The 21,243-nt window shown below is 71.5% G+C and carries 17 protein-coding genes and 1 pseudogene; 14 read left to right on the top strand and 4 right to left on the bottom strand.

The features are described 5' to 3' along the window. Positions 1–32: 32 nt before the first annotated feature. Both HC031_RS13015 and HC031_RS13010 read left to right on the top strand, forming a co-directional pair. Complete coding sequence (locus HC031_RS13015) at positions 33–914, top strand: crotonase/enoyl-CoA hydratase family protein (RefSeq protein ID WP_167925528.1); 882 nt, start codon at positions 33–35, stop codon at positions 912–914. Position 915: 1 nt separating this feature from the next. Beyond that, a complete protein-coding gene (locus HC031_RS13010) occupies positions 916–2,535 on the top strand; it encodes an AMP-binding protein (protein ID WP_167925527.1) in 1,620 nt (539 codons plus the stop codon). A 102-nt stretch (positions 2,536–2,637) separates the two neighbouring features. On the opposite strand, the gene HC031_RS13005 is transcribed toward HC031_RS13010, so the two are convergent. Beyond that, on the bottom strand, positions 2,638–3,090 hold the full coding sequence (locus HC031_RS13005; RefSeq protein WP_167925526.1) for a hypothetical protein: 453 nt from the start codon (positions 3,088–3,090) through the stop codon (positions 2,638–2,640). Between the two features lie 349 nt (positions 3,091–3,439). Here HC031_RS13005 and HC031_RS13000 point away from each other — a divergent pair, with 349 nt between their 5' ends. From HC031_RS13000 to HC031_RS12985, 4 genes are all read left to right on the top strand, one after another. After that, positions 3,440–4,279 carry a peptidoglycan-binding protein gene (locus HC031_RS13000; RefSeq protein ID WP_167925525.1) on the top strand — a complete coding sequence of 280 codons (840 nt, stop codon included), beginning with the start codon at positions 3,440–3,442 and terminating at the stop codon, positions 4,277–4,279. Next, positions 4,258–5,175 carry a helix-turn-helix domain-containing protein gene (locus HC031_RS12995; RefSeq protein ID WP_167925524.1) on the top strand — a complete coding sequence of 306 codons (918 nt, stop codon included), beginning with the start codon at positions 4,258–4,260 and terminating at the stop codon, positions 5,173–5,175. The genes HC031_RS13000 and HC031_RS12995 overlap by 22 nt, the downstream gene beginning before the upstream one ends. Positions 5,176–5,284: 109 nt before the next feature. Then, positions 5,285–5,824 (top strand): hypothetical protein, encoded by a 540-nt coding sequence (locus HC031_RS32515; protein ID WP_205862671.1) that lies wholly within the window; start codon positions 5,285–5,287, stop codon positions 5,822–5,824. A gap of 10 nt (positions 5,825–5,834) precedes the next feature. Beyond that, positions 5,835–8,714, top strand: coding sequence for a M48 family metalloprotease (locus HC031_RS12985; RefSeq protein ID WP_167925523.1), 2,880 nt, complete (start codon positions 5,835–5,837; stop codon positions 8,712–8,714). 11 nt (positions 8,715–8,725) lie between these two features. Here the strand turns inward: HC031_RS12985 and HC031_RS12980 are convergent, their stop codons facing one another. After that, on the bottom strand, positions 8,726–9,298 hold the full coding sequence (locus tag HC031_RS12980) for a hypothetical protein (RefSeq protein ID WP_167925522.1): 573 nt from the start codon (positions 9,296–9,298) through the stop codon (positions 8,726–8,728). Positions 9,299–9,414: 116 nt separating this feature from the next. On the opposite strand from HC031_RS12980, the pseudogene HC031_RS12975 reads away from it, so the two are divergent. The 4 genes and pseudogenes from HC031_RS12975 to asnB form a co-directional block, all read left to right on the top strand. Beyond that, positions 9,415–9,867 (top strand): annotated as a pseudogene (locus HC031_RS12975) (questin oxidase family protein); the annotation flags it as partial. Positions 9,868–10,028: 161 nt separating this feature from the next. Then, the gene (locus tag HC031_RS12970) at positions 10,029–10,865 is read left to right on the top strand and encodes a class I SAM-dependent methyltransferase (protein WP_167925521.1); all 837 of its coding nucleotides are present in this window, start codon (positions 10,029–10,031) and stop codon (positions 10,863–10,865) included. A 182-nt stretch (positions 10,866–11,047) separates the two neighbouring features. Then, positions 11,048–11,680 carry a class I SAM-dependent methyltransferase gene (locus tag HC031_RS12965; protein WP_167925520.1) on the top strand — a complete coding sequence of 211 codons (633 nt, stop codon included), beginning with the start codon at positions 11,048–11,050 and terminating at the stop codon, positions 11,678–11,680. Between the two features lie 285 nt (positions 11,681–11,965). Next, entirely contained in the window at positions 11,966–13,900 is a 1,935-nt protein-coding gene (asnB, locus tag HC031_RS12960) for an asparagine synthase (glutamine-hydrolyzing) (protein WP_167925519.1), read from the top strand. A gap of 75 nt (positions 13,901–13,975) precedes the next feature. Here the strand turns inward: asnB and HC031_RS12955 are convergent, their stop codons facing one another. After that, complete coding sequence (locus HC031_RS12955) at positions 13,976–14,860, bottom strand: phytanoyl-CoA dioxygenase family protein (RefSeq protein ID WP_338090634.1); 885 nt, start codon at positions 14,858–14,860, stop codon at positions 13,976–13,978. Positions 14,861–15,135: 275 nt separating this feature from the next. Here HC031_RS12955 and HC031_RS12950 point away from each other — a divergent pair, with 275 nt between their 5' ends. The 4 genes from HC031_RS12950 to HC031_RS34365 all read left to right on the top strand — a co-directional run bounded on the left by HC031_RS12950 (position 15,136) and on the right by HC031_RS34365 (position 19,651). Next, positions 15,136–15,663: a SigE family RNA polymerase sigma factor gene (locus HC031_RS12950; protein WP_167925517.1), complete on the top strand. Its 528-nt coding sequence runs from the start codon at positions 15,136–15,138 to the stop codon at positions 15,661–15,663. Next, positions 15,663–16,946 carry a hypothetical protein gene (locus tag HC031_RS12945; RefSeq protein WP_167925516.1) on the top strand — a complete coding sequence of 428 codons (1,284 nt, stop codon included), beginning with the start codon at positions 15,663–15,665 and terminating at the stop codon, positions 16,944–16,946. The genes HC031_RS12950 and HC031_RS12945 overlap by 1 nt, the downstream gene beginning before the upstream one ends. 104 nt (positions 16,947–17,050) lie before the next feature. After that, positions 17,051–18,031: an IS481 family transposase gene (locus HC031_RS12940; protein WP_167925515.1), complete on the top strand. Its 981-nt coding sequence runs from the start codon at positions 17,051–17,053 to the stop codon at positions 18,029–18,031. Positions 18,032–18,118: 87 nt separating this feature from the next. After that, the gene (locus HC031_RS34365; RefSeq protein ID WP_167925514.1) at positions 18,119–19,651 is read left to right on the top strand and encodes a diguanylate cyclase domain-containing protein; all 1,533 of its coding nucleotides are present in this window, start codon (positions 18,119–18,121) and stop codon (positions 19,649–19,651) included. A gap of 9 nt (positions 19,652–19,660) precedes the next feature. On the opposite strand, the gene HC031_RS12930 is transcribed toward HC031_RS34365, so the two are convergent. Then, positions 19,661–21,241, bottom strand: coding sequence for a GGDEF domain-containing protein (locus HC031_RS12930; protein ID WP_167925513.1), 1,581 nt, complete (start codon positions 21,239–21,241; stop codon positions 19,661–19,663). Positions 21,242–21,243 lie beyond the last annotated feature (2 nt).

The raw sequence follows: 21,243 nt of genomic DNA, 5'->3' as shown, positions 1-21,243 counted from the left end.
ACGGGCACCGGCCGCCGGAAGTGAGGAGTGCCATGACCGACGACCGCGAGCAGACCGTGTTGTACGAGGTCCGCGACCGCAAGGCCTATCTCACGCTGAACCGGCCGGAGCGGCTCAACGCGATCACGTTCGAGATGGCGCGGGACATCAAGGCCGCGGTGGACCGGGCGAACGAGGACCCCGAGGTGCACGTCGTCGTCCTGCAGGGCGCCGGCCGGGCGTTCAGCTCCGGCTACGACCTGAAGCGGTACGCCGAGGCCGGGGAGAGCTTCCAGCCTCCGGTCTGGGATCCGATCCAGGATTTCGCGATGATGAAGGGCAATACGGACAACTTCTTCAGCCTCTGGCGCTCGTTGAAGCCCACCATCGCGAAGGTGCACGGGTACGCGGTCGCCGGGGGCAGCGACATCGCCCTCTCCTGCGACCTCGTGGTGATGGCCGAGGACGCGCGGATCGGTTACATGCCCGCCCGGGTATGGGGGTGCCCGACGACCGCGATGTGGGTCTACCGGCTCGGCGCCGAGAAGGCGAAGCGGATGCTGCTGACCGGGGACACGATCGACGGCCGGACCGCGGCCGACTGGGGGCTGGTCGTCGACGCGGTGCCCGCCGACGAGCTCGACTCCGCGGTCGAGAAGCTGGCGGACCGGATGGCCGGCGTCCCCATCAACCAGCTTGTCATGCAGAAGCTCATGATCAACCAGGCCTACGACAACATGGGCCTGCAGGGCACCCAGATCCTCGCCACCCTGTTCGACGGCATCACCCGGCATTCGCCGGAAGGCCGGTGGTTCCGCGAGTTCGCCGCGACCTACGGCTTCGACGAGGCGGTCCGGTGGCGCGACTCCGGCCGCTGGATCCCGAACGGCGGCGGGGACGTCCCCACCGCGACCCAGCTGCGTGCGGAGGACTGACGTGGCCACCCTGAACACCTCGTACTGGCCGGCGGACACCGGCGAGGCGATCGTCGACCTGACCGCCGGCGACCTGCTGCGAGAGGTCGCGCACGCCGAGCCCGACCGGCGCGCCCTGATCGCGGTGGCGCCCGGCGAGGAGGCCCGCGTCTGGACCTACCGCGAACTGCTCGCCGACGCCGAGCGGGCCGCGCAGTGGCTGCTGACGAAGTTCGAGCCCGGTGAGCACATCACCGTATGGGCGCCGAACGTGCCGGAGTGGGTGATCCTGCAGTACGGCGCGGCGCTGGCCGGCCTGGTCCTCGTGACCGCCAACCCCGCCCTCCGCGCGGGCGAACTGGAGTACGTGCTCCGGCAGTCGAAGTCGGTCGGCATCGCCTACGTCGACGCATTCCGCGGCACGGACATGGCCTCGATCGTCTCCGACGTCCGATCCCGCGTCCCCCATCTGCGGGAGGCGATCCGGCTCTCCACGTGGGGCGCCGAGCTGCGGGCCTTCGCCGGCCCGCAACGGCCGCTGCCGGGCGTCGCGCCCACCGACGCGGCGCAGCTGCAGTACACCTCGGGCACGACCGGCTTCCCCAAGGGCGCGCTGCTGCACCACCGCGGGCTGATCACCAACGCGTACCACGTACACGTGCGCGCGCAGTTCCCCCGCCACGGCGTGTGGGCCACCGCGCTTCCGCTCTTCCACACCGCGGGCTGCGGCATGTCGGTCCTGGGCACCGCGGCCAGTCGCGGCACCCTGGTGCTCTGCCAGCTCTTCGACCCGACGCTGATCCTCGAGTCCCTGCAGGAGTGGAAGGCGGATCTGTACGCGGGAGTGCCGGCCATGTACGTCGGCCTGCTCAGTCATCCCGACTTCGACGCCTACAACCTCAGCTCCGTGCGGATCACCGCCTCCGGCGGTGACACCGTGCCGGCCGCCCTCGTCACCGAGGTCGAGCGGCGATTCACCTCCCGGTTCACGACCGTCTACGGTCAGACCGAGCTGAGCCCCATCATCGCGCAGACGAGCCCCGACGACGCGCCGCAGGACAAGTGCGACACGGTGGGCCGGCCGCTGTGGCAGGTCGAGGTCAAGATCGTCGATCCGATCAACGGGCACGCCCTGCCGGTCGGCGGGTCCGGTGAGATCTGCGCGCGCGGCTACCAGGCGATGCTCGGTTACTTCGACATGCCGGAGCAGACGAGCCAGACCGTCGACGCCGACGGGTGGCTGCACACCGGCGACCTGGGCGTACTCGACGAACGCGGCTATCTCCGCGTGACCGGCCGCCTCAAGGACATGATCATTCGTGGCGGGGAGAACATCTATCCCCGTGAGATCGAGGCCGTGCTGGTGACCCATCCCAAGGTCGTGAACGCGGTCGTGGTCGGCGTTCCCGACGAACGGTGGGGCGAAGTCGTCGCCGCGGTCATCCAGCCCCGGGACGAGGACAAGCCACCCTCCGGCACGGAGTTGCACGACTTCGTCCGGGAGCGGCTCGCTCCGAACAAGACACCGAAGACCTGGTACCTGACGACCGGGCTACCGACCAACGCGATGGGCAAGCTCCAGAAGTTCCGGCTGCGGGAGCAGATCCTCGACGGCACTCTCCGGCAACTCCCTTCGGCCTAGGACTGTTCTCCCGGTGGGCCGGGGCCGGCGGGGTCCACACTCCGCCGGCCCCGGCCTGCCACCGTCACACGATCGGCTGGACGGGCGCCCTCGCCGGGACGGTCACCGGTGGATCGTCACGCAGGCGACATCCCTGCCCTCGATGGACCCGCACACCTTGTTGCCGTTGTTCATGATGCGGTTGTAGTCGAACCGCCAGGACTCGTTCTTGTGCAGCACCGGTCCGACGTGTGTCCTGCCGTCCCAGTTGCTGGAGATCATCCCGCGACCGACGGGGTTGCCCTTCTTGTTGGTCACCGTCGCGTAGTTCACGCGCAGTCCCTTGCCGTTGACGAAGATGCAGGTCGTGCCGTGGCATCCGGTGGCGCTGAAGATGCCCAGGCCCGGCGACGGGTCGACGGTGACGACGGTGTCCGCGTTGCCCGGTGCCACCTGCGGAGTCGCCGCGGAGCCGGCCGCGGCGGCCGCCGGCCCCGCCGTCGCGCCGGCCAGGCCGGCCAGGACGAGCGCTGTCCCGCCCGCCGCGGTCATGAGCCGTCGGATGTTGTGGTTCATGCCGTTGGTCTCCTCTACGAGAAGGGATCTGGTCCTGCGGGGCCACGTCGTGGTCCCATGACCGATCGTGTTGCGATGACCGCCCACGACGACAGGCCGGCGGTGCAGATCGGGTCAACGCGGGACGGCCCAGCCTCTGACCTGGACAGACGTCAGTCCGGCTGCCGTCCCACGGGGACGGTGGGCACCGGGCCGTCCCCGCGGCGCCGCCCCGGCACCGCGACGTGGCGCCGGCGCTGACTTTTCGGCATCCGAAATCGTCTGGATTGAGCGTGCTGACTGCACCGGGTAGGTCTGGAACGGAAGAACCGAGGATTGCGGAGTCGACTGTCGACGGACGGGGGACGCAGTGGCTCAGTGGAAGCCGTTGCCCGGTGATCTTGATCTGCGGGTGCGGCAGCTGATCGTGCGGCTACGCGAGCTCAAGGACGAGGTGGGCATCAGCACGGCGACGCTCGCGGGCAAGACGGCGTACAGCAAGTCGTCGTGGGAGCGGTACCTCAACGGCCGGACGTGCCCGCCGCGCCACGCGGTCGAGGCGCTGGGGAAGCTGGCCGGGGCGGACCCGGCGCGGCTGCTGGCCCTGTGGATGTTGGCCGATCAGGCCCGGCAGGCACGGCCCGGGCGCGAGCCCGCGGCCGACACCGAGCCCGCCGGCGCGGCCGACACCGAGCCCGCCGGCGGGGCCGACACCGAGCCCGCCGGCGGGGCCGACACCGAGCCCGCCGGCGGGGCCGACACCGAGCCCGACGCGGGCACCGGCGAAGCGCCGCCGGGCTTCCGGCGGCGCTTCCGGTGGCGCTTCGGACGCGTCGGGGTCGCGGTGGTCTCGGGTGTGGCGGTCCTGTCCCTGCTCGGCCTGGGAATCTGGGTGGCTGGACCCGGCCTGTCGACCCGGAGGTCGTCCGTGGCGACGCCGTCGAGCTACCACTGCGACTACACCACCCGGGACGGCCGAACCTACGCGGGACACAGCACGACCTCCGACCGCCTCGTGGCGCTCAACGCCGGCGGTAAGGATGTCGCCGAGGTGCAGTGCCTACTCAAGCGGCACGGCTTCGACCCGGGACGGATCGACGGCCTGTACGGGACGCACACCGAGCAGGCCGTGAAGGATCTGCAGCGCGCGGGTGGCGCCGTGGCGGACGGAATGGTCGGGCCGCAGACGTGGGCGCTGCTCCGCGGATGACCGGCCGGTGGCGGCCGCTGCCCGCCGCGCTGCACCCCGAGGTCGCCTACCTGGTAGGCGCGTTGCGGGAGTTGAAGGACCGGTCGGGGCTCAGCCTGGCGGGGCTCGCGGGTAGGACGGCGTACAGCAAGTCGACGTGGGAGCGGTACCTCAACGGGACGAAACTGCCGCCCCGTCACGCGGTCGAGGCGCTCGCGCAACTGGTGGGGGAGCCGACCGACCTGCTGCTGGCGCTGTGGGAGCGCGCCGAGGAACGGTGGAGCGGGCGTGACGCCGAAGCCCGGCCGGCAACCGCGCCGCCGACACCATCGTCCACCGTGGTACAGGAACATGCCGAAACCGCACCTCGGCGTCGGGGCCCGTCCTGGCGCCGTCCCCGCCCACCGCACCGGACGGCCGCCGCCCTTGCCGGTGGCGCCGTCACCGCCGTGCTCATCGCGCTGGTCGGGTCGACCGGCATCTTCGCCGGCCCGGTCCCGGCGGCGTCGACCGGGCCGGGGTACCCGGTCGGCTGCACCGGTATCCGGTGCGCGGGTCTGGAGCCGGTGGGCATGGCGTGCGCGGTGGACGCCGGGTCGTACGCGGAGCTGCAGGTCGGCGGACGCCACCTGGAGCTGAGGGTGAGCGACCGGTGTGCGGCCGCATGGGCGCGGATCTCGTACCCGGTCGCCGGTGATCGGGTGATGGTGGTCGACCGCGCCGGTCGGGCCGAAGCAACCGTCGCCGACGGCAGTTCGACCGAGGGCTACCTCTCCACCCGGATGGTGGCCGCGGACCGCCACTCCCAGGTGCGGGCGTGCGTGCAGTCGGACGGCGGCGAACCTCGCTGTACACCGTGGGGCGGCACCCGTACGGTTTCCGTGTCACCGCCCGCCCATCCGCCATCCCGTCGATGACCGGTTGACCGCTCGACCCCGGATGTCGTCATCGCGTCGGAAGGGTCCTGCCGACGTGTCGGAGTCGCTAGCATCGCGCGGGCGACGCGCTGTCCGATGAGGGGACTAGATGGACTCGTTGTCAGAGCCGAGCGACGTGCGTGCGACCGCCGATGCCACCCGCCCGGTACGGGATGTCGTCCGTGAGGTCGTGTCCGACGCCGCTCCGGATGAGCTGCTTCTGGTCGAAGGGTTGTGCCGGTCCGACGACGAGAGCGTCGCAGCGCGGCTGGCGGCCCGCGACCGGTCGGATGAGCCCCTCGGGTTCGGCCTGGGCGAGATCGCGGCGCTGGTCACGCCGGTGGTGTGGATCGCATTGGACGAGGCGGCGCGCAAGGCGACGGGCGCGGCCGTCGGCGGTGTAGGGCGCCGGTTGCGGGTGTGGCTGCGACGGATCTTCCGGCGGCCCGCTGTCACCAGAACCATCCCGCCCTTGACCCCGGACCAGTTGGAGGCGGTGCGCCTGCGGGTCCTGGAGTTGAGCACGGAGAGCGGCATGGCGCCGGCAGCCGCCACGGCACTCGCCGAGCGGGTGGTGGCGAGGCTGGTACTGCGGCCGCTGGACCAGTTGGCGGGCGAGCGCGGTGACGGCGGGGAGCCTGCGACCTGAAGGGGAGCCGATGAGTGGGCCCACGGCCGGGCCGGTACGCGCCGGCGGCAACGTCGACGAGCGCGTCCTCGGCGCCGGGACCGGGCTGCGCTTCGTGCTACTGCTGGTGCTGTTTCTGACCAGCAGCGCCACGGTGGCGTCGATGATCGCCGACTCGGTGGTCGACCCGCACCACTACGGGGTGGGCTGCGCCCTCGCGGCCGGACTGAACCCGGACGATGACTACCTGGGGATCACCCTGTCCACGGTACGTGCCGGCGACGCGTACCGGGCCTGCCTGGACCGGTTCGTTCCCTCGGCTTCGATGTGGACTCCGCTTGTGGTTCTCGGTGCGCTCGTGGTCGCCGCGGTCGCGCTCTACTGGCTGCTGCCGAGCTGGAAGGGGCGGCGGAGCCGGGTCGTCCCGGTCGACGCGGTCGACGGCCAGGGCGAGCTGCGTGCGCTCCTGGACGAGTTGGTCACCGTCGCCGGACTGCCCCGCGCTCCGCGTTTCGTCATCGCGCCGGCGGCGTCCACCGCCAGCGCGGTGGTCTTCGGACGGCTGCGCCGCTACTCGGTCTGTCTGCACGGCGGCCTGGTCGCCCGCCGGCGCAGCGATCCCGAGGGCTTCCGTGCGGTGGTCCTCCACGAGCTTGCCCACATCCGCAACCGCGACGTCGACATCACCTATGCGACGGTGGCCGTCTGGCGGGTCTTCCTCGTCACGGTACTGCCGGCCTATCTGGTCTGGGCCGCGCTGGACCTCAAGGCGTCGAGGGCGTCGACGGTGCTCGGCCCCGCCGAACGCCTGGGCACGGGCCACAACCTTGTGCTGTCGGCCGTGATGATCGCCTTCGTCTACCTGGCGCGCTCCGACATTCTGCGTACCCGTGAGACCTACGCGGACCTGGACGCACTGGCCGGGGGCGCCGATGCCGGGAGCTGGCTCCGCGGTGTGCACCAGCACACGCAGCCGGGCAGGGCCAGGAAGGCGTTCGCCTCCTTCGCCGCACTGTGGCGAACCCACCCGCCATGGGATCGGCGAGCGGCATCGCTCGCTGACACCAGGGAGCTGTTCCGGCCCCATGCCCTCACCCTGTTCGTGGCCGGCGCCACCGCGACGATAGCCGCCGACCAGACGTCCAGCCTGCTGCGCACCTACGACGTGGGATGGGCGGTCCGGCCGCTGGCGGGACTGCTCGCCGGGCTGATCGCGGCGATTCCCGGCGTCGCGCTGTGGCGCGCCGTGGCGCGCGCGGTCCTCACCGGCGACCGGGTGCCGTCCGGACTGCGAGTGGGATGGTGGCTCGGCGTGGGGCTCGCGGTCGGCGAACTGCTGACGAGCAACACGTCCGGCAGTACCCGGCTGCTGCCCAGCCATCCGGAAGTGTTCGCGGTGCTCATCGTCCTCGCCGTGGGGACAATGGGCTGGACAGCGCAGTACGCCGAACTGTCGGTGCGGTCGTGGCAGGGCCGGACCCTCCGTCCGGCGCTGCTGATCGGGCTGGCGGCGACGTGGGCGGTCTTCGCTCTGTGGTACGCCTGGTGGCAGACCGAGGGCCAGATCTTCGTGTTGGGCTCGGCGTTCTCCGAGTCCGGGATCCGACAGGCGCTGGAGCGGGATCTTCCCGGCTCGGTGCCCGGGCACCAGGGCGCGTTGTCGGCGATCGCCGTGGCGCTGCCGGTGCTCCTGCCGCTCGGTACCGACCCGCTCGTGATGTGGGCCGCAGCGGTGCTGTGGCTGCTGCCGCTGCTCGTCTGGGCCAGGCGTCCGGCGACGAGCGCCCCGGAGTGGGCGCGCCGGGCACTGCGAGACGTCCCTGAAATCCCGCTCGGGGGAGAGCGACCGCCGTCGCTGCGCCGGATCCTGGCGGTCGCGGGGATCGGCACCCTGGTGTGCTGGTCGGGCGCCGCGGGGGTCATGGCCTACATGCACACCTGGCAGCCGCCCGTCGACCGGCGGTTCGGCACGTACCTGCTGGTCTTCCTGGCATGGTTGTTGATCGCCGTGACCTGCGGGTCGGTGGCCGCGGCCGTCCTGGCCGCCGTGGTGGTCCGCCGCCTGCCGCTGCTCGCCGCGCTCGTGGCGGCCGGGACCGCGGCGCTGTTCGGTCTGGCCGGCGTCTTCCTCCTCGGATCATCCGACGGCTGTCTGGGACCCCTGAATACGCTCGGATCCACCTGCCACTGGCTACCCATGAGGATCTGGCCCTCGATCGAGGTGCTGCTGCCGCTGGTCCTGGGCCTCGGCATCTTCGCCTCCGCCGGCTCTGCCCTCCTGGCCCTGGGGGTGAAGCGCGCGCTACGGCCGTTGCGCCAGACCGCCGCGCGGGCCGCCGGGCAGGTGGAGACCGCCGGACGGGACAGGCTGGTGACGCGGCGCCTGTGGGTGGCCGCGATCTGCCTTGCGGTCGTCGTGCTCAGCACCGCGGTGAGCCTGCCGAGCGGCGCGGAACCGACCACCCGGACCTCCCTCACCCGGAACCAGCTCGTGCCCGGGGCCGCGATCGGTCCCGTGTCGCCCCAGGTCCTCAGCCTGCAGACGGACGCCTGGCTCCGGCTCGGCGGGATGGACCTGGCGGTGCGCTTCCACGGCGACCTCCTGGAGATCCTCACCGCGCTGGAGGACGACGCGGCACTCACCGACCGGGATTTCGCCGCCACCCGCATCCGCCCCGGATGCCGTGACGTCGCGCAGGTCGCCGATGGGTTCCACGCCTACTTTCCGGTGCCGGATCCGCAGGCCAGGCAGCGATGGGAGAGGCTGCTGGCGCAGGCGGATCGGGCCGCCGCCGACTGCCAGCGCGCGATCGACGACGGGGATTACTCCCTCTTCGTGTCGTCGATGAACACGTTCGTCGATGTCAGCGGATCCACGCCCGATGTGTTCCGCAGCATCAGGGGCAGATGACCTCATTGCCATCAGCCGATGCGGGACACCAGGGCGTGTAGCCAGGTCGCCCAGCGCGGCCCGTCATACACCCCCTCCGGCACCAGGTAGCGGCGGTCGTGCACCCGGCGGATCACGTCGTCGCGGACCGGCAACAGGATGAACTCCACGTCGAACGGCCGGATCCGCCGGCCCGCCGCCCGCTCGACGTCCCGGACGATCTGCCCCTCGATCGCTGAAGGCGGAACGTGCCGCGCCATGCCGGCCGCCTCCCTGGCGGTGTGCCATGCGTGCGCCTCCCGCCACCGCCGGGCCACGACCTCGGCAAGCGCCGGCCGCTGGGCAAGACCGAGCGGGTCAGGCGTGTCGTAGGCCGGCTCCGGCACGGGGTCGGGCGGCACCGGGGGATGCCGGCGCGGCGTGTCGACCAGCGACCCCCACCAGTCGGCCCACTGCCCGCCGAGCGCGCCACCCGCCGACGGTGTCGACGGCGGAAGCGGATCGAGGTCGACGGGACCTGGGACGAGGCCGCCGGCGGGCACCTCGATCCGCTCCGCCGCCCGAATCCACAGCGCATAGTCGATCAGGGTCTCCCATCGCCGCACGCTGATCCGCCAGGAACCTTCGCCGATTCGCCGCACCCGACACCTCTCCGCATCGACGCAGTCCTATGCTACGTTTCCTTGACTTCAACCTCGCTTGACGTTGCAGCCTCGAGCGTATGGCAGATTCCACGCTCGACGAAGCATACGAACGTCTGCGGCACACCGGCCCGGAGCGGGACGGCTGGCTGTCCAACCACGCCCCGATGGCCGCCGAGGCGTTGGTGCGCCATGGGCGGGCGGGGGCCGTCCATGGGTGGCTCGACTCGTACGCGGACCGGTTGGAGGAGCGGCCGCGCGGTATCCGACCCATCCCGGCGCACGAGTGGCGTGATCCGCTCGGTGACCCGGTGCGTACCGGCGACTGGCTGAACTACTTCGACCGTGAGCTGGCCACCCGACCCTGGCGGGAGGTGCTCGTCCAGTGGTGGCCGCGCCTGCTGTCCGGTATCGCCGCGGGCGCGACCCACGGCGTGATCCGGGTCGGCCACGCCGTCCGGGCGCTGCTCGACCACGAGACCGCCCCGCGCGTCGCCGAACTCGGCCAGGGGCTCGCGTACTGGGCGGCCCGGGCGATCGGGCAGATCGTCGCTGACTAGGTTTCCGGTAGTTCGGTCGGGTGCTGGCCGGATCGCCGAGGGAACCCTTCCCGGGCGGGAGCCGTCGACGTGTGTCAATCTGGGATAGGCCCACGAACTGACCGCGAGCGAGGTCCACCGACGGGGAGAAGCGGATGAGTACCGTGGTCAACGCCGAACAGGTCCAGCGCTGGAACGGGGACACGGCCCGCCGGTGGATCGCCCAGCGCGAGCGGCACGCGTCGGTACGCGAGCGGCTCACGCCGCACCTGTTGCGCGCCGCGGCTGTCTCGCCGGGCGACCGGGTGCTCGACGTCGGCTGCGGGTGCGGTGAGACGACGGTCGCGGTGGCGCGGTCGGCCGGCCCGGACGGTGGTGTGCTGGGCCTGGACCTGTCCGGCCCGATGCAGGAGGTCGCGTGCCGGTTGGCCGCCGAGGCCGGTGTGGCCAACCTCCGTTTCGTGCAGGGTGATGCCCAGGTGTACCCGCTGCCGCCGGCCGCCTTCGACCTGGTGATCAGCAGTTTTGGCGTGATGTTCTTCGATGACCCGGCCGCGGCCTTCGGTAACCTCCGGACCGCCCTGCGGCCGGGCGGCCGGCTGGCGTTCCTGTGCTGGCAGGACGCTCTGCGCAATGAGGTGTTCGCGATTGCGCTCCGGGCGTTCATGCGCCACGCGCAGCTGCCCGCTGCGGTCGACGACGACCTGTTCGCCGACCCCAGGCGGGTGATCGATCTGCTTGGGGGGGCGGGCTTCACGGACATCCGCGTCGCAGCCGTCCACGAGCGGGCGCGGATCGGGTCCGACTTCGCGGACGTGATGGGGTATGTGCGGAGCACGTCCAAGGTTCGGGAGCTGATGGCGCGGCTCGGCGACGAGGTGCTCGCCCGGCGGGTGCTGGCCACGATGGCTGAGGAGTTCGCCGCTCGCCAGGATCGGGACGGGGTGTGGGTGCGCGCCGCAGCGTGGCTGGTCACGGCCGGCAGCGGCTGACGGCTCCGAGGACGCGCTCGACGGGCGTCCGGCGGGTCACCAAAACTTGCCGAAGCAGCAAAAGAGTTGGCGGTTTCGCGCGTACGCGCCGCACCCTGTCTGCCAGGGGCGAGGATGCTCGCCTCCGCATCGACGACCGGCGGGTCAGCTCGCATGCGCAGCCGCTTTGACAGGAGACGAGCATGACCGACACCTCCCCGGAGCAGTACTGGGAGGGCTTCTACCAGGAGCGCGGCCAGGTGTGGAGCGGGCGCCCCAATCCGTTGCTGGTGCGCGAGGTCGCCTCGCTCGCCCCCGGCACCGCACTGGACCTGGGATGCGGCGAAGGCGCCGACGCGATCTGGCTGGCGAAGCAGGGCTGGCGGGTGACGGCTGTCGACATCGCCGCGACCGCCCTGCGCCGCGCGGCCGCACGCGCGACCGAGGCCGGCGTCCGCGACCGTATCGTCTGGGAGCGCCACGACCTTTCGCAGTCGTTTCCGGCAGGACTGTTCGATCTCGTGTCGGCTCAGTTCTTCCACTCACCGGTAGCAGTGGCCGACGAGCGGGAGAAGATCCTTCGCAGGGCGGCCGACGCGGTGGCGCCGGGCGGGGTCCTGCTGATCGTCGGCCACGCCGGATGGCCGTCGTGGCACGAGCACCCGCCGTTCGCCCATCACTTCCCGACCGCGCCGGAAGTCGTCGACTCCCTCGACCTTCCTCCGGATCGGTGGCAGGTCGAGGTGACGGACCTCGTCGTACACGACCTGACCGGTCCCGAGGGGCAACCCGGCCGGCACACCGACAGCGTGCTGCGGATCCGCCGTACGCGGTAGCCGTCCTGCACACGGAGGCCGGGGTGCCAGTGCGCGACGGTGGATCGTGCCGCGCAGACCCGGCCATCACCGGTGTGGGGCGGGCGCGCCCCGCGGTCGGGAAGTTCGACGATCGTGACAACCTCACGGCCGCCCCCGCCCGTCACCGTAGTGAGCGCCGGCGGCCGGCCCGGTTCGGGTGCCGCGCTCACCGGGTGGGCGCCCCCGTGCCGGCGGTGCGCCTTGCGCCGGGGATGCCGTCCCCGCCGGGGCGGTGCATTCACGCCGACCAGAGGGAAACCGTTCATGTGCGGTCTGCTCACATTCGTCAGCGCCGATGCTTCGGCACCGGCCCGTCGCGCGGCCGTGGCCCGGGCGCTCGAGCGCCTGCACCACCGCGGACCGGACGCAGGCGGCCTGGTGGTCGTCGACGACGACGCCGTGCTGGGCTTCAAGCGTTTGTCGATCATCGACGTGGCACACAGCGACCAGCCGCTGACGTACGCCGACGGCCGATACGCGATCACCTTCAACGGTGAGGTCTACAACTACCTGGAGCTGCGAAAAGAGCTGGTCCGGGAGTACGGGGCCCGGTTCGCCACGGAGGGCGACGCGGAGGTCGTCGTGGCCGCGTACCACCACTGGGGAGCGGCGGCGGTACAGCGGCTGCGCGGCATGTTCGCCCTCGTCATCTGGGACCGCGAGCAGCGCCGGGCCTTCGGCGCCCGCGACCCGTTCGGCATCAAGCCGCTCTACCATCTCACGACCGCCGACGGCACCTACGTGGCCAGCGAGAAGAAGGCGCTGCTTCCGTTCCTGGCGGCTTCCCGCGACCCGGCCGGGCTCGACGAGACGAGCCTGTCGCACTACCTGACTCTGCAGTACGTACCGGAGCCGGCCAGCATGCACCACGGCATCGCCCGCCTCGGCCCCGGCCGGATGTTCACCCTCGAGCCAGGTGGCGCGCCGCAGGTCGAGCGGTACCACCGCCCGCAGTGGCGGCCCACCCCGACCGACGACCCGGAGGCGCTGTACCGGCGGATCCGCCAGACGCTGCGCGACAGCGTCCGCCTGCACATGCGCTCCGACGTTCCGGTCGGTGCCTTTCTGTCCAGCGGCATCGACTCCACGGCCGTGGTCGCCTTCGCCCGCGAGTTCAACGCCGATCTGCACACGTTCACCGCCGCGCTGGACGTACCCGGTTACAGCGAGCTGGAGGCGGCGCAGCGCAGCGCCGAGCACCTGGGCGTCACCATGCATCCGGTCACGGTCACCGCGCAGATGATGATGGACGCGCTGCCCCGGATCGTGTGGCACCTCGACGACCCGGTCGCCGACCCGGCGCTGGTGCCGCTGTACTACGTCGCGGCCACGGCGCGCGAGCACGTCACCGTCGCGCTGTCCGGGGAGGGGGCCGACGAGCTGTTCGCGGGGTACCCGATCTACCGCGAGCCGCTGTCGCTGCGGCCGGTCAGCGCGCTTCCCCCGCCGTTGCGGCGAGGGTTGCGCGCGGTGTCGCGGGCGATCCCGGAGGGGGTGAAGGGGCGGGGCTACCTGCAGCGCGGCACCACCGACATCGAGGAGCGGTACTACGGCAACGCCCGCGAGGTCGACGCGCACACCAAGCGGCGTCTGCTGCGCCGGTACGACCCGGACCTGACGCACGCCGAGGTCACCGGGCCGATCTACGCCGCCTGCGCCGACCTCGGTGACGTCGAGAAGATGCAGTACGTCGATCTGGAGACCTGGCTGCCCGGTGACATCCTCGTCAAGGCTGACCGGATGTCGATGGCGCACTCGTTGGAGGTGCGCGTGCCGTTCCTGACACAGGAGATGTTCGCGGTCGCCGCGTCGGTACCTACCGAGCTGAAGCTGCCCCCGCGCTCCACCGTCACCAAGTACGCGCTGCGCCGGGCGCTGGCCGACGTCGTCCCGCCCCACATCGTCAGCCGGCCGAAGCTCGGCTTCCCCACCCCGATCAGGGTGTGGCTGCGCAGCGAGATGTACGACTGGGCGCTGGACATCCTCGGCGGTTCGGGCGCGGACGCCCTGCTCGATCTGAACTACGCGCGGTGGCTGTTGGAGGAGCATCGCCGGGGCGCCGCGGACCACAGCCGCAAGCTGTGGACGGTGCTGATCTTCTGCCTGTGGTACGACATGTTCCTCGGCCGGCCGTTGGCGCAGCCGTCGGCTCGCGCCGGGTCGCTGCCCGTCAGCCCGACCAGCGGCGCCGCGGGCTGAGAACCGGGCCGAGCGTCGGGTCGCCGCCCGCCGCGCCGGGATCCCGGCGCTGCGGGCGACGGCGCCATCGCAGGATCATGGGATGAGCGGCGGGTAGCCGGGGTCCAGCAGTTGGCGCGCGGCGAGTTCCCGGTACAGCGGGGTGCTGCCCGGGTCGTGGCCCCACAGGTGGTCGCCGCTGCCGTCGCCGGCGCCGCCGAGCAGTTGCCGCTGTACCGGGCTCAGCTCCTGCCACCACGGCTGCCGCCACAGGTCGGCGACCTCGTCGCGGACGGCGATCCAGCGGTAGGTGTACCCGAAGAAGACCGCCATGCGGGTGACCGGCGACAGGTTGTCGGAGCGCGCGTGCCAGATCCGCCGGTCGAAGAAGACGACGTCACCCGGCTCGACCGTGATCTGGACGGCGCCGTCCGGCTGCGGCCAGGCGAGGTCACGTCGGGGCGGGCCGGGCAGCCAGTTCGTACGGTGGCTGCCCGGGATGAGCGTGAGGTTGCCCCGGCCGGGACGGGAGACGTCCGACAGCCAGAAGGCCAGTTTGACCGAGATCCGTGGGCGCGGGTCGGTCTCCAGCTCACGGTTCTGCCGGCCGCCGTCCTGGTGCCAGTGCCACCAGGCCGGCTTGGGGCCGGGCAGTTGCGGGTGGACGTCGATGTGCGAGTGGTAGACGTGCACGTTCCAGCCCAGGATGGACCAGACCAGCGGGAAGACCGCGGGATGGTCGATCAGGCCGGCGAGCTCTGGGCAGTTTCGTACGGCGCTGAGCAAGTGCAGCGAACGGTCCGGGGCGAGCCGGCCCACCGCGTCCTTCGTGCGGTAGACGGCCTCGACGGCGGCGCGGTACCGACCCACCTCGTCCGGAGACAGGGCGCCCGGCAGGATCAGGTAGCCGTCGCGCTCGAACTGGTCGCGCTGTGCCGGGCTCATCGGGGTCCACGTGGTTCCCAGTGTGGAGACACTCACGGCTTCACCTCTCATCGACAACGAACACAACGTCTCGCTGACCGAATGACGGGCATGGAGGCCCGCGAGGGTTACGTCATCGGCAAAAATGACCGATCGCTTTTGGACGGTCGCCGATAGCGACGGCCGTTCCCGTTGCTTCGACGCCGTACAGCTTGATAAGTACTGATATGTCGGAGTGTGCGGTCCGATGTGAAATGGACACCGTGTCGTGTCAACCCGGGGGAGCGCGCCCAGCGTCCCACGGGTGTGAGGTACATCAGGAGAGATGACCGATGAGGGCATCGGCGGACGACGAGTACGTCGAGTACGTCACGGCGCGGCTGCCGGACCTCAGGCGGCTCGGTGCGCTGCTCTGCGGCGACGGGCACCGCGCCGACGACCTCGTCCAGCAGACGATCACCAAGCTGTACGTGGGCTGGGCCCGGATCCGCACGGTCGACAACCTGGATTCGTACGTCCGCACGATGCTCACCAACACGTTCCTGAGTGAGCGGCGGTCCCCGTGGGCGCGGGTGCGGTTGTTCAGCAAGGGCCCCGACCCGGAGGTGGCACCCTCCCCTCCCGGGTCGTACCCGGCGGCCGTGGAGGAACGTGAAGTGGTCGCCGCAGCGTTGGCGAAGCTCCCGTGCCGCCAGCGCGCGGTGCTGGTGTTGCGTTTCATGTGTGACCTGTCGGTCGCCGAGGTGGCGGCCACGCTGCGCTGCAGCGAGGGCACGGTCAAGAGCCACACGCATCGGGGACTTGCCGCGCTGCGCCAGTTGCTCGACACCCCGGCATTCACCCCGTGCGGGAGAGTTTGATGAGCGCGTTGTCTGATGAAGAACTCGCCGCCGCGCTGCTGCGCCCGCTGGCCGATCCGCCGCTCGGACCGCCACGGGTCGACGTGCGCCGGGCGATGGCGCAGGGACGGCGCCACCGGCGACGGCGAACCCTGGCCATCTCGGGCTCCGCGCTGGCTACCGCGGCTGTCGTCGTCGTGTCCGCGGTGGTGGTCGCCAACGGCAGGTCCGCGCACACCGGGCGACCGGCCGCGCCACGGCCGCCCGTGACGCGTCCGCAGGGCGCGTCGTGCACCGTGCAGAAGCTGGCCGTTCCCGACGGGTACGAGCTCTACGTGCGCGGGATCGACCCGTCCGGGCGGTACATCCTGGGCTCCACCTCGCGTAGGACGTCCGACCCGAACCGGCCGGAGGTGAACGAGACGATCTGGGACAACGGCAAGCCGTCCACGGTCGACCGAGACGTGTCAGGACGCGATGTCGACCTGTACGACGCCACCACAGGGGGCGTGGCGGTGGGTACGGTCCTGCGTACCAAGGACCCCCAACAGGATCGGAGCGCCTCGTCGACGCCCGCCGTCGTGCGTGACGGGAAGCTGACGCACCTGCCGACGACGACGGGCGACAACTCCGCCTACGCGATCAACGAGGCGGGTGTGATCGTCGGAGCCCACGATGCCACCGGCGAGGGCTACCCGGTCCCGGTGAAGTGGGCCTCGGCCGGCGCCACTCCCGTCGCCCTGCCGATGCCGGCCGGCGCCCCGCACGGCGAGGCGTTCGACATCGACGAGGACGGCACCATCGTCGGGGAGGTCTACTCCGATTTCCACCACCAGCGCCCGTACGTGTGGTTCCCCGACGGCACGGGCAGGGAGCTGTCCGTCCCCGCCGACGCGAAGGACAAGTGGGACATGCGTCCGAAGATCCGTAACGGGTGGGTGACGGCCAACGGCGTGGTGTGGAACCTCCGCACCGGAGCGACCAGGCAGATCCCCGGCGCTGACGTCATCGGCATCACCAGCACCGGCCGGATGCTCACCGGGGGTGCCCTGCTGGAATCCACCGCGACCTCGACCGCGGGCCCGAAGATCGACCTACCGGCCCTGCCGGGCGCGGCTGACCAGGTTGAGGTCCACGCGCAGTACATCAGCGCCGACGGCACAGTCGTCGTGGGAATGGTCGCCTACGGCAGGAGGGTGAACCCGCCCAGCGACGGACCCAGCCCGCCGGCAGCCGCTCCGTCGCCGCCCGGATCGTCGATGGACATCACCTATCAGCCCGCGATCTGGCGCTGCACCGGCTAGCTGTAGTGACCATGAGCGTTGTTGACGGCGTGTCGGCTTGAGCAATAGGGAGACCTCCGGCGAGGTGTGAGGTGCTGACGCCCATACCTTGACCGGAGGTCTCGATGGCCCACCGTAATGCCCGCCTGACCGTGTACGCCCGCCGACTGCTCGTTGCGCGTGTCGTCGATGAGGGCCGGCCGGTCGCGCACGTGGTCAAGGAGCTCGGGTGTTCACGGGCGACCGGCTACAAGTGGCTGGCCCGCTGGCACGCCGAAGGCGACGCCGGCCTGGCCGACCGCCCCAGCGTCGCCCACCGGCTACCCCACAAGACGTCAGCCGAGGTGGAGGCGCGGATCTGTCGGCTGCGCGTCGAACGCAAGCTCGGCCCGCGCCGGCTGGCGCCGCTGGTGGGCCTGCCGGCCTCGACCGTGCACGCCATCCTGACCCGTCGCGGTCTGCACCGGCTGGCCTGGCTGGACCGACCCACCGGCCACATGGTGCGCCGCTACGAACGCGCCCGCCCGGGCGAGCTGGTGCATGTCGACGTCAAAAAGCTCGGCCGGCTACGCGACGGCGGCGGCTGGCGGGCAGCCGGGCGCGACTCCTGGCAGCATCGCCGGTCCCGCACCGACCAACTCGCCGGCCGCCGGGTCGGCTACGACTACGTCCACTGCGCCGTCGACGACCACACCCGACTGGCCTACGCCGAGATCCACCCCGACGAAAAGGCCACCACCTGCGCCGTCTTCCTACGCCGCGCTGCGGATTTCTTCGCCCGCCACGGCATCACCATCGAGCGCGTCATGACCGACAACGCCTTCGCCTACCGCCACGGCCGGGCCTGGCGCGAGGCCCTGACCGACCTCGGCGGCCAGGCCCGGTTCACCCGCCCCTACCGCCCGCAGACCAACGGCAAGGCCGAGCGGTTCAACCGCACCCTGCTCGACGAGTGGGCCTATGCCCGGCCATACAGCTCAAACCAGGACCGCGCCGACGCACTGCCGGACTGGCTGCACATCTACAACTACCATCGCAGCCACACCTCACTCGGCGGCCAACCACCCATCAGTCGGGTCAACAACGGTCCTGGGCATTACAGCTAGCCGCGACCGGTGGTACGCGGCCGTCGTGCCGCGTACCACCGGGCGCTGGAGTCCTCAGGATGCGCGGTTGGCTGCCGAAATACGATCGTGACTGTCAGTAGCGATCGGCGGGCGACTGGTGAGTGGCGCTCCGCCGCGTCCCAGGCGTACCCCGAGGACGCCGATGCGCAGGTCACACTGCTTGCCGATCTCGTCGACCTCGCCGCCCGGGAAGAGCCGTCGGCCCAGCGCATCCTGAACCTGATGCACCGCGCCGTACGGGAAGCGACCGGGCTGGAGTTCGCCACGGTCCACGGCTTCGACAGGGAGCGGGACCGGGTCGTATCGACCGTCGGCGCCGGGGCGTCGGTGACCGACGCGGACCGCCTGATGGCCGCCGAGCTGTACCGGTCCGGAAGCGGCCGGGAGGTCGTGACCGCGCAGCGGCTGGCCGTCCCGCTGCGCCGTGGGGGCCGGACGCTGGGCGTGCTGGTGCTGGCCGGGGACCGGCTTGCGGCGCTGCGCCCTGACGTCGTCCGCGCTGTCGCGCTCCACCTCGCCAGCTCCCTGCGGGCATCCGCGGACGAACGGGAACGGCGAGCCGTCGCGGTTGCCGGCCGGGCCGTTCGCCGACTGTTCGAGGAGGGAATGGCCGCCTCGAGCTTCGAGACCGCCGGCGAGATCGTGGCCCGGGTGACCGCCGAGGCGTTCCAGACCGAGCGCGCCGGCATGCTGCTCGTGGACGCCGACGGCCGGATCCGGCACACCGCCGGAGTCGGCGTGTCCGCCGAGCTGAGTGAGGCCATCGCGCGTTCCATGGTGGGGCGGGTAGCTCGGGATTCCCCGGTGTGGCGCAGAGCCGAACAGGAGCGCGCACCGGTCCTGGTGGACGACGCGGACCGGGCACCGGTCCGACCGGGCGGGTTCGTGCGTACGCTGCAGCTGCGTTCCTACGTGGCGATGCCGCTGCTGTCCGCGACCGGCCTGGTGGGGATCGCGCTGTGCGGCGACGCGAGCCGGAGCCGGGCGTGGAGTGTCCGGGACGGGGAGCTGGCCAGGCAGCTCGCGTTGCAGGGCGGGCTGGTCGTCGACAGCGCCCGCCTGCGGCAGGCCGAGCGGGCCCGGATGGCCGAGCTGGCCCACCAGGCGTTCCATGATGTGCTCACCGGCCTGCCCAACCGTTCGCTCCTGCTCGACCGGCTCGAACAAGCGATCAGCGGCGCGGCCGGCGGTCGGGAACGGGTCGCGCTGCTGTTGATCGACCTTGACGGCTTCAAACAGGTCAACGACACGTACGGCCACCATGCGGGCGACGTCCTGCTCGAGCGGGTGGGCGAGCGGTTGCTCCGCGCCGTTCGTGACCACAACACGTTGGCGCGACTCGGCGGCGACGAGTTCGCGGTTCTGATCACGGGCGACCCCGACCTCTCCGCGGTCTCGGCGGTCGCCGGACGGATCCACGCGCAGCTGGAGGAGCCGTTCGGCGTCGAGGGACGGCAGGTACGCATCGGCGCGAGCATCGGCATCGCGGTCTTCCCGGACCACGCGCCGGATCACTCGGGTCTGGTCAGGCGCGCGGACAACGCCATGTACCAGGCGAAACGGAACGGTGGCGGATCCCGGGTGGCCACGAAGGCGTAGCCGGTACGGTCAGGTCGCGTCCGCCACGACCTGGTCGCGGCCGGTGCGCTTGGCCGCGTACAGGTTGTGGTCCGCCTGTGCGAGCAGTGCGGACGGGGTGCCGCGTCCGTCTTCGACCGTGGTGACGCCGATGCTGGCGGTCACCGGGATGTCGCCGGTGATCGGTTGCCAATGGTGGGCACGGATGGTCCGGCGGAGCTGTTCGCAGCGACGTACCGCGTCGTCGCTGCCGGCGCCGGGGAGGATGAGCAGGAACTCCTCGCCGCCGAGCCGCGCGGCCACGCCGTCGTCGGTCGCGGCCTGACCGAGCAACGTGGCGATCTGCTGGAGAACGGCGTCGCCGGCGGCGTGTGACAGGGTGTCGTTGATGCGCTTGAAATGGTCGAGGTCGATCAGGGCCACCGAGATCGGGGTGCGCTGCTCGGCCGCGTCGGCGAGCAGCGGGGTCAGCTGCTCGTCGACGAACCGGCGGTTGTACAGGCCGGTGAGCGCGTCGCGGCGGGCCATCTCCCGGAAGCGGATGCTGTCGCGGCGGGCTTCCTCGGTCTCGAAGACAGCCTGCAGGATCCGGGCACGCGCCTCCCGCTGAGCCGACTGCAGGGCAAGGGCGTCGGCGTGGAAGACCCGGTACTCCTCGTACGCCTCCCGGTACCGCCCCATCGCCGCGTACAACTGGGACTGCTCATCACGTACCCGCGCTCGCAGGGACGCCAGCCCGCGCTCCTCACACACCCCGACCGCCCGGTCGAGCGTCGCCTGGGCGGCCCTGAGGTCACCGCGCAGCCGCTGCGCCTCGGCCACGGTCAGCAGACACTCGGCCAGTACCTTCCCCTCGTCCAGCAGGTGTTCGGCGACCCCGTCCAGGATGGGGCGCAGGGTGGCCTCGGCCTCGGCGTACCGGCCGTGTGTCATCTCGACGCGGGCGATCGTGTCGAGGTCGGTGGCGGCGAGCGGTACACCGTGACGGTCCTGGAGCGCGCGCATCCGCTCCACGAGCTCCCTCGCCTCGTCGAGCCGCTGGTAGCTGTACGCCGTGTAGGCCATGTTGTTGAGGATCTGCAGCGACAACCTGGCATCGCCGACGGCGGTCGCGATGTCGAGCGCCTCCTGGAAGCGGCGACGGGCCTCGTCCAGCGAGCCGTTCCCGTCCAGCATCACCGCCAGGGTCGACAGGTGCCTGGCGCGTACCGCCGGCGCCGCCTCCTCGCCGGTGTGCGCCACACACTGCACGGCGTGCGCGAGCGCGTCGGCCACATCGCCGACCCGGTAGAAGAACAGCGACAGTTGGCGGTGGCTGCGGGCGAGCAGGTAGGCGTGGCCGTGCTCGGTGGCCCAGGCGTGGGCCTCATGGGCGATGCGTCCCGACTCCGCCTGGTCGCCTTCCAAGGAAAAGACGTCGGCCCGCAGCAGCCTGGCCCGTATCCGCAGGTCAGGGCGGCCGAGTTCGACCGCGAGGCGCTCGGCTCGCTCGGCCGGCGCGGCGATGGCGCGCCAATCGGTGGAGGGGGCGGTCTCCATCGCCTCGAGCGCGGCGACCAACCGGGCCTCGGCCCCGGGCGTCGCCGCGGACAGGTCGTCGAGAGCGTCCATCA

The organism is Planosporangium thailandense, from assembly GCF_011947195.1.
Lineage (GTDB): Bacteria > Actinomycetota > Actinomycetes > Mycobacteriales > Micromonosporaceae > Planosporangium > Planosporangium thailandense.
This window is presented reverse-complemented; position numbering and strand designations above follow the sequence as displayed.

Excerpts from the sequence above, each read along its gene's own strand:
- HC031_RS13015 (WP_167925528.1), top strand. The coding sequence starts at position 33 with ATGACCGACGACCGCGAGCAGACCGTGTTGTACGAGGTCCGCGACCGC.
- HC031_RS13005 (WP_167925526.1), bottom strand. The coding sequence starts at position 3,090 with ATGAACCACAACATCCGACGGCTCATGACCGCGGCGGGCGGGACAGCG.
- HC031_RS32515 (WP_205862671.1), top strand. The coding sequence starts at position 5,285 with ATGGACTCGTTGTCAGAGCCGAGCGACGTGCGTGCGACCGCCGATGCC.
- HC031_RS12985 (WP_167925523.1), top strand. The coding sequence starts at position 5,835 with ATGAGTGGGCCCACGGCCGGGCCGGTACGCGCCGGCGGCAACGTCGAC.
- HC031_RS12970 (WP_167925521.1), top strand. The coding sequence starts at position 10,029 with ATGAGTACCGTGGTCAACGCCGAACAGGTCCAGCGCTGGAACGGGGAC.
- HC031_RS12965 (WP_167925520.1), top strand. The coding sequence starts at position 11,048 with ATGACCGACACCTCCCCGGAGCAGTACTGGGAGGGCTTCTACCAGGAG.
- asnB (WP_167925519.1), top strand. The coding sequence starts at position 11,966 with ATGTGCGGTCTGCTCACATTCGTCAGCGCCGATGCTTCGGCACCGGCC.
- HC031_RS12950 (WP_167925517.1), top strand. The coding sequence starts at position 15,136 with ATGAGGGCATCGGCGGACGACGAGTACGTCGAGTACGTCACGGCGCGG.
- HC031_RS12945 (WP_167925516.1), top strand. The coding sequence starts at position 15,663 with ATGAGCGCGTTGTCTGATGAAGAACTCGCCGCCGCGCTGCTGCGCCCG.
- HC031_RS12940 (WP_167925515.1), top strand. The coding sequence starts at position 17,051 with ATGGCCCACCGTAATGCCCGCCTGACCGTGTACGCCCGCCGACTGCTC.
- HC031_RS12930 (WP_167925513.1), bottom strand. The coding sequence starts at position 21,241 with ATGGACGCTCTCGACGACCTGTCCGCGGCGACGCCCGGGGCCGAGGCC.